We start from the raw sequence: 7,702 nt of genomic DNA, 5'->3' as shown, positions 1-7,702 counted from the left end.
GAGGAAGGAGAAATAATGATTTGGTGATCTGATCATTGAGAGAAGGAAAAGTTCAAATCTTTTGTTCAACAAAGCCCTTGAGTTCTGAAAAGCCGCCCCACGAACCGCGCAAAAACAGCAATGATGGCAGGACAAATTAACCCTGCTGCCAATGAAGCAAAAATAACATTTTCGCTAAATAACATAAGGATGGCTGTTGCCGGAATATACCCAAATAAGGCTGCAACAAACCCTAAAAGTGGACGTTCATTTTGAGAAAGTTTTGCATATGCTTGTTCCATTTCAAGCTTTTCATACCGCATAAGCCATTCCATTTTTACTATAAAAATAATGGGAGTATAACAGTTTTTAACATTACTCCCGATTCACAAACTCGGAATGGGAGCCGATTAAGCGACTTAAGAAGAATAAGGGCGCGCAAGGATTCCACATTTTCATCGGAAGCATCATTGAGCGGGAATAGGTTGTAGCGCATGGCTGTGATTATTTGTAAGCAGCCTAAATCGTAATCAAAAAAGCACAATACTTTGTCGTATTGGTTTCAAAACTCGACGTTATTGCTATTGGCAATTTGATTGCCTGCGCCGAATACCAAGTTGGCGTTATTAGCGAAACGTTCACTAAGTTCTATGTTACGCATTATAAAAACGTAAATAGAAGCGGTTAGCTAAAATTGCTGAGCATACCTCAACCGCTTTTTACTCTGTGAGTAAGCTTACTTGGCTACGATTGTGCACCCGCCTGCGGTAGGGTCGATATCACAAATATTTCTTGTACTTACCGATGTTTCTTCAGCCTTAGCGACAGATGCGTTTACATCACCAACATTGGGTTGGTTAAGAAATAATACAGATAAGAAAATTTGAATAGATGAAAGCATGTTTTGATTTCCTTTTTTTATGTTGATCGAGTTCCGGGTTATTTAACCGGACTCACTTTTATAATCGGTAGGTAAATATAATGCAAAACTAAAAGGCCGCAATGCGATGCCTAAAAATTTTGCTTTTTAAAATGGAAGTGAGTTGTGCAGAATATTATTGGACCAAATACATCACGTAGTCAGCTTGCTCAAAAGTATAATCTTGCATTTTTCGCAGCGCTTTATACGAAGCATGATGCTTGTTAGCGTTTTGAAAAATCACCGTCATAATGCTTCTTTTAAATAAATGAAGTGGTACACCTCTGTCTTTTCTTACGTGATAAATTCCTGCGTAAAGTATGGCTAGCGTATTTTGTGAACTTGCTTGCTGTAGCAAGTGTGCCATTTTTGCATCTTTACCTAATTGTACGTTTGTCATCTGACGGGCTAATTGAGAGTCGATAGGATGGCTTCCGTGTTGCACAATAATATCTTGATCAATAGCTCGGTAAACGGACTTGGGAATATCTTCCAATGTAGCCAATATTGGGGCTTTTGAGTCGAGCTTAGTCTGTGCGTTTTTAGCCAATGTTTGTTTGTTAAATAGTTGGTTGCGTTGTTTAGGTGTTAGCGCGCCTGAAATTAACTGAGCTTGTTGCTTTAAATTGGTAAACAAGGGATTGTAAATTGCCGAATCCCAACCTCTTACTAAGCGTTGTTCACCTAAATCGTTCTCTTCTAACATTTCCAATACAATCGGTATTTTGGTGATTGCTTGGGTGTGTTGGCCTGTTTGAGTTTCTTGCTTTGTGCGTGCATTCAGCAGAGAGATTATCGTTAGAAGTTGCTCGGGGTGGGAGGCTTGATTGTGCACCTCTCCAATGAGTAGATACTGCACATGATTGGTGCGTTCAAGCCAAACTTCGATGGATATAAACGCGTCGTTTTGTGTATCGTAAATTTTTAGTTGTTGTACATTGTCAGCAAGAAGGTGATGGAGAGCGGGTTTCTCTTCATCTATGTTTTTTCCTTTCAAGCTTTCTCCTTCGAACCTTTGTCTTTCAAAGATTTCTTGGGCAAAAGTCTTTTTACCGATAGCTGCAACCGCCGTTTGTGAGCATACACATAAGCACCCGCCCAGCAGGTAATACAAGAAAAGCCAATGTACTCGCCTTTTAAAGCTCATTTAACTTTACCTCTAGTGTCATTTTACTTTGACCTTCTCGACGGAGCGTCATTTGTACCACTTGCCCTGCCTTATAGGTTTGTAATACTTCGCTGTAGTGTGCCAAGTTGCGTAACGGCGTTGTGTCAATTTGGAGTATTACATCGCCCGGCTTAATACCGGCTTTTTCTGCGCCAGTCTTCGGTTCGATGAGTTCAACTTTTATCCCCGCACCGGAATAGGTATAGTCGGGCAAAATGCCAGTACGTACTTTGCGTTGTTTGCCGCGACTTGCTTGCATGTTTTTTGTCGCACGGCTTGTTAGTGCTTCATTTCGGTTCGCTAAGTATTCAATTACCTCGGCTGTGGCGCGAGTGATATTTTGAATACCGGTGTAATCGAGTTTATCTGCGGTGTCTTGCGGCGTGTGAATGTCGAAATGGGCGCCTGCAAAAAGTTGAATGGCTGGAATGCTTTTGTCTAAAAAAGCACCTTGGTCGCTAGGCGCTAGCGCCAAATTCGGCATATCAAATTTTAGTCCTGTTAAATAACCCACGCCGTGAAAAATAGGCTTCCATTCTCTGGCTGAGTCACTATTGAGTATTTGAATAGGTTTGTTGTGTAGGCGACCAATGGTGTCTAAATTAATATTCGCCATAATGCGATTTGGGTGTGCTTCTAAAAAAGCCTGCGCGCCTTGTCGCCCCGTTTCTTCTGCGGAAAAGGCTACGAAGAGCACATCTCGGGTTAGCGATTTATCAGCGAAATGTTCCGCTAACAGCAAAAGGGCTGCTACACCGCTAGCGTTATCATCGGCACCAACATAAGCTTCACCCTTTTCACTTAAGCCTAGGTGATCATAGTGAGCACTCACAATTAATTGTGGTAAGGCTTCTTCAGGCATTGATAAAGCGGATGAGCTGTTTGAGTGAGCGTTTGCATCAGCGCTTGAATGAGAACCGGGTAAAACCAGTACAATATTTTCTGTTAACAACCGTTTGTTGCTAGCCTGTTTATCATTTATTGATGCATTAAAAGGCTGGCGGAAGACTTGGCCTGTTCCGGTTGATTGTTGAATGACATTGAAGGCATTAAAGATATAATCCGCAGCTCGCTCAATGCCTGCGGTACCCGGCTTTCTGCCTTGCATGGGTTCCGAGGTTAATTGATGAACGTGTTGTTTTAGGGCGCTTTGAGCAAATTCCTCTGGCAACTCAGCCAAAGGTGGGCGCTTCGGTAATGACGCTGTTAATGCGCCTTCAAGCGCGCTTGTTAATGATGTATCGTTTGGTGAATAAGGCGCGTCATACACGTTAACTTTCATCGGTGATGTGCTCACCGGCCACTGACCTTTCCAGTGGTTTTCTAGCTCACCATTTTCGTTGTTACCAAACCCAAGGTAACTGTACTTGCGATAGTGAGGAAGCTTTTGCAACAACGTATGCAGATGACTGCTTTCGTTAAGTAAATACTCACTGACTTCATCTTTATTCATCCATCCTGCTAAATTAAATAGCACGACTTTTTGCTTACTATTGTTAGGGTTTCTACCAAATATAAAATAGTGAGTTTCAGCCGCTAAGTCTCTTGCTGTTTTCAGTTTTTCGGGTTGAGCAAACCAAGTATTAAAGGCGAGTGTTTTGCCATCATCAGCCAGCCAAATCGTTGTTTCCTTATTTTTTTCTTCCGGGGATATTTCCTTTCGACCCGACAGTATTTGAGTAAGCAAGGTGTGGTTCGGGTCGATCTCGATAAGTTCGTGTTGTGATGTGGCTTCAAGTAATGATGCTATAAACGATTGTTGTGTTGCTGCTGCATCTGATGTTGTCTCGGAAGCTAAAGAAACCCAATAATGCTCATTGCTGGCGAGTGCTTGTCGAAGCCCTGTAGGGCTTTCTGTCGCGTAAAGCTTTCTCATGATTTGAAACCCGGGATCAACGGCAACCCAATTAGCATCACATGGCGGTGTAACGATGAAACGCTGGTTTTTTTGCGTCATTCTAACCCATTCAACGATTGCTTTTTCTTTGCCATGTTCAGCGCAAAGTTGAATCGGCACATCAAGGTCATACGCGCTTCCTGATTGCTGTTGTACAAGTTCAATTTGTATTTGGTGTTTACCTTTTTGCCTTTGATTTTGCCATTTTGCCGCAACCACGCGTAGTTGAGGGATGTCTGTGCGGGTTGTCCATTGCTCAAAAAATAGGGATAAATCCATGCCACTGATTTGCTCAAAAGTGGTTTGTAATTGGGCAAATCCCACTTCCTGAAATAAGTGGCGTTTTATCACCTCCTGCACGCCAAGCTTGAAGGCTTCATCGCCAATACGGTTGCGAAGCATTTCCCACAACATCATGCCTTTTACGTAACCTACAGCTTCGGAACTTGCATCTTTTTTATAACTGAAATCGATAAGCGCTAAGTTTTCAGGGTTCACATAACGCTGTAGGTTATCGCGGCGAAAATGGGCACCTTGTTGCTTTTGTTCCGCGAATAAATGGTCTGCTAAATAAGTGGTTAATCCTTCACTCCAGTTTTCGCCGTTTGAGGGGGGAAAAACACCATTACCTAACCAATTGTGGACCAGCTCATGAGGGTAAGATGTATGAAGAATAAAAGGTAAGCGGATAACCTCACTGCCGAGTAAGGTAAATGACGGCATGCCGTATCCACTTTCCCAAAAATTCTCAATCAATGAAAACTTGCTGTAAGGGTAGGATCCAAGTAAATGTTCATACATTTCTAAATAGCGGGAGGCCGCTTCTAAATATTGATGAGCTAAACCTACATCGGGTTCGAGCAAATAGGCTTCCAGTGCGACTGTGTTTGCTGTTAAATCGGATTTTTGCCGGTTGAACGGTTCCCGGTAAACATGAAATGCATTAGCTATTAAGAAGATTTCTGGGTTCGGTTTGTCATTGTGCCAGGTATTCGCATTAAGGTGTCCTTGGGAGATGTTTTTAAGTCCCTTTTGATGCTTTGCCGTTATGGAAAAGGTGTACCATGTTTGGTCAAATATCGGATACCAGTAACTCGCGCCACTTAAGTAAACGCCTTTTGTGTTCACTTCCCCTTCGGATAAATAAAAGCTTCTAGCAAAGCCATTTTTCTTATTGCTTCCTTTGTTGTTCTTTGTGTTGTTTTGTGGCGAATGCAAGTGTTGCTTTGGTATAGGTTTGTAATGACTTGCATACTTCATATCGACATTATAATTGAGTTTAAGGTTGCCAGAATCAGGCCAAGGCCCTTTCATTTGATACACATCGTATAAGCCATTGGGCTGTGGTAAATGCGTTAATTGAATATTGGAATCAGTGATTTCAGTGCCCTTGCGAAGTGCAAAATGAGTAGGTGGTAAAGAGGGAGCATAAAGCGTATTTACTCGGGGGTTATCAAGGATAGATGCGTTCAATTTAACGGATACTTTTTCATCCTCTGTGTTGAGTTCAACATCTAAATCATAATGCAGTAAGTGTGGTGTAAAGTGAGCGAATGTCTCTGAGGCAAAAACGCTTTTTGCGCCCATTACGCCCACTAATAAAATGGTGGCTAAAAACACCTTGTGCATTATTTAAGTGTCTCGTTTTGAAATGCAATTTTTTACCAATATCACGGAAAAATACCATGCGCAAAGTTTATTTAGACACAAAGTCAAAGTTGAAATAACGTGAAATATCGCTCTTAAAAATATCCTGATATATTCCTCGAAATAATTTTTTTGGTATAAATTTATTAACCAAATAGAAGATTAAGAGGATGTGGATTTATGGATTTCTCTCTCCGTTACCGCACGAGTTTTATACTCAGCACCTTGGTTATCATGGCCCTAGTAATCGCCAGTTTCTTGCTGTTTGAAAGCAGTATTCAAAGTTGGTTTACCCATATTTCTAATGGTTTAAATCCGTCTCAACAAGCGTCTTTTTGGATCGCTGCGTTACTGGTTATAGCACTTTTAGCTTTCGACACCCTTTTACCTATTCCATCAAGTTTAGTTTCGGCTTTTGCTGCAACGTATCTTGGTTTGGAATTGGGAGCTTTAGTTATTTGGTTAGGATTAAGCTTGGGTAGTAGTTTGGGTTATGGAATTGGTTTGTATTCTAACCAAGTGCTTTCTTCTCGCTGGTTAAGTAACAAGGATTACGTCAAAGCGCAGGCTTTTTCCAACAAAGTGGGGTTAGGTGCGTTAGCGTTTATGCGTGGTGTCCCTGTTTTAGCGGAAACCTCGGTGATTGCGGCTGGTTTGGTGCGTTATCCTTGGAGACCATTTTTGCTTGTTACCTTACTTGCTAATGCCGGCGTGGCTTTGGTTTATGGTTATATTGGATCGCAAGCTCAGGATATGGCTGAAGCCAGCAGCGCTTTTTTCGCGGTCGTTGCCGCAGGTATTGTGGTGCCGACGATTGCTTGGGGTGTAAAAGCATTGTGGCAGGCGGCTGCAACCCCCGTTCAAAAGGATGAAGCACGTTATTCAGTGGACGATATTCAAGCCACATTTTCCTTGCCTTTCTCTTATCCCGTTACCTTTACTGAAAATGCTTTTAATACAGATAATTCCACGCTGATTACGTTGCTCGCGCAAGCAAACTCTCAAAATCGGAAGGCAAAAACGGTGATTATCGTTGATAAAGGTGTTGCTGATGCGAATCCTGAATTGTGTGAAAACATGCAGAAATATTTTCTGCATCATCATACAAAAGCGCAGTTGCTGCATGAACCTTTGGTTATAGAAGGCGGTGAAACGGGCAAGCATTATACTAACGTCGAAATGTTGTATCGTTTCTTGCTTAAGCATCAAGTGGACCGACATGCTGTGGTCATCGCTATTGGCGGTGGTGCAGTTTTAGACACGGTAGGTTATGCCTGTGCCACCTTCCATCGAGGCGTAAAACTGTTACGAATGCCGAGCACAGTGTTAGCCCAGAATGATGCTGGTGTGGGCGTGAAAAATGGCTTTAACGCATTAAACTCTAAAAATCTTATAGGTACCTTTGCACCGCCTCTAGCCGTATTGAACGACTTTTCTTTACTGGAAAACCTGCCTGCTCGGGATCGACGAGCGGGGCTCGCAGAAGCCGTAAAAGTAGCTGCGATTCGGAGTAAAACCTTCTTTGAATGGATGGAGCAAAACGCAGAAGCGCTTGCCACATTTGAAGATGAAGCGTCCCACTACGCTATTGCTGAATGCGCTCGCTTACATGTTCACCAAATTACCCAATCTGGCGACCCTTTTGAAAGTGGTAGCGCGCGCCCATTAGATTTTGGCCACTGGGCTGCACATAAATTGGAGTCATTATCAAAGTACCACGTTCGTCATGGCGAAGCGGTGGCTATAGGAATGGCCTTGGACACACTTTACGCCAGCAAAATCGGTATTTTGTCCTACCAGCAGTGCTACCGATTTATCGGTTTATTAGAACGTTTGGGGTTTGTACTTTGGCATCCCGCTCTAGAACTGACCGATGATGCCGACGAACCAGCGGTATTTGCCGGACTTGAAGAATTTCGTCAGCACCTTGGCGGCAACCTCTGCATTACCTTATTAACGCAAATGGGAACCGGAAAAGAAGTGGGCAGCATCGACAAAGGCGCGCTCGGTGCGGCCCTACTGCAACTTAAAAGCATCAGCTTAAAAGACACTTCTAAACAGTCGTTTACCAGTGAGTTAGTGGAAGGTTGAT

5 protein-coding genes are annotated in these 7,702 nt (G+C 42.7%); 1 reads left to right on the top strand and 4 read right to left on the bottom strand.

The annotated features are described in order from the left end of the window. Positions 1-65 precede the first annotated feature (65 nt). The 4 genes from HJG39_RS17740 to HJG39_RS17725 form a co-directional block, all read right to left on the bottom strand. Positions 66-302: a hypothetical protein gene (locus HJG39_RS17740; protein WP_268411504.1), complete on the bottom strand. Its 237-nt coding sequence runs from the start codon at positions 300-302 to the stop codon at positions 66-68. A gap of 413 nt (positions 303-715) precedes the next feature. Beyond that, positions 716-880 carry a hypothetical protein gene (locus HJG39_RS17735; RefSeq protein ID WP_268411501.1) on the bottom strand — a complete coding sequence of 55 codons (165 nt, stop codon included), beginning with the start codon at positions 878-880 and terminating at the stop codon, positions 716-718. A gap of 154 nt (positions 881-1,034) precedes the next feature. Continuing rightward, positions 1,035-2,045: a ChaN family lipoprotein gene (locus tag HJG39_RS17730; protein WP_268411498.1), complete on the bottom strand. Its 1,011-nt coding sequence runs from the start codon at positions 2,043-2,045 to the stop codon at positions 1,035-1,037. Then, entirely contained in the window at positions 2,035-5,592 is a 3,558-nt protein-coding gene (locus tag HJG39_RS17725; RefSeq protein ID WP_268411495.1) for a M20/M25/M40 family metallo-hydrolase, read from the bottom strand. Before HJG39_RS17725 ends, HJG39_RS17730 begins: the two co-directional genes overlap by 11 nt. Before the next feature lie 198 nt (positions 5,593-5,790). On the opposite strand from HJG39_RS17725, the gene HJG39_RS17720 reads away from it, so the two are divergent. Next, the gene (locus tag HJG39_RS17720) at positions 5,791-7,701 is read left to right on the top strand and encodes a 3-dehydroquinate synthase (protein ID WP_268411492.1); all 1,911 of its coding nucleotides are present in this window, start codon (positions 5,791-5,793) and stop codon (positions 7,699-7,701) included. Position 7,702 lies beyond the last annotated feature (1 nt).

The sequence above is a fragment of the Alteromonas sp. a30 genome, from assembly GCF_026788005.1.
Lineage (GTDB): Bacteria > Pseudomonadota > Gammaproteobacteria > Enterobacterales > Alteromonadaceae > Paraneptunicella.
Note: the sequence above shows the minus strand (reverse complement) of the source record. Positions and strands in the feature narration are given on the sequence as shown.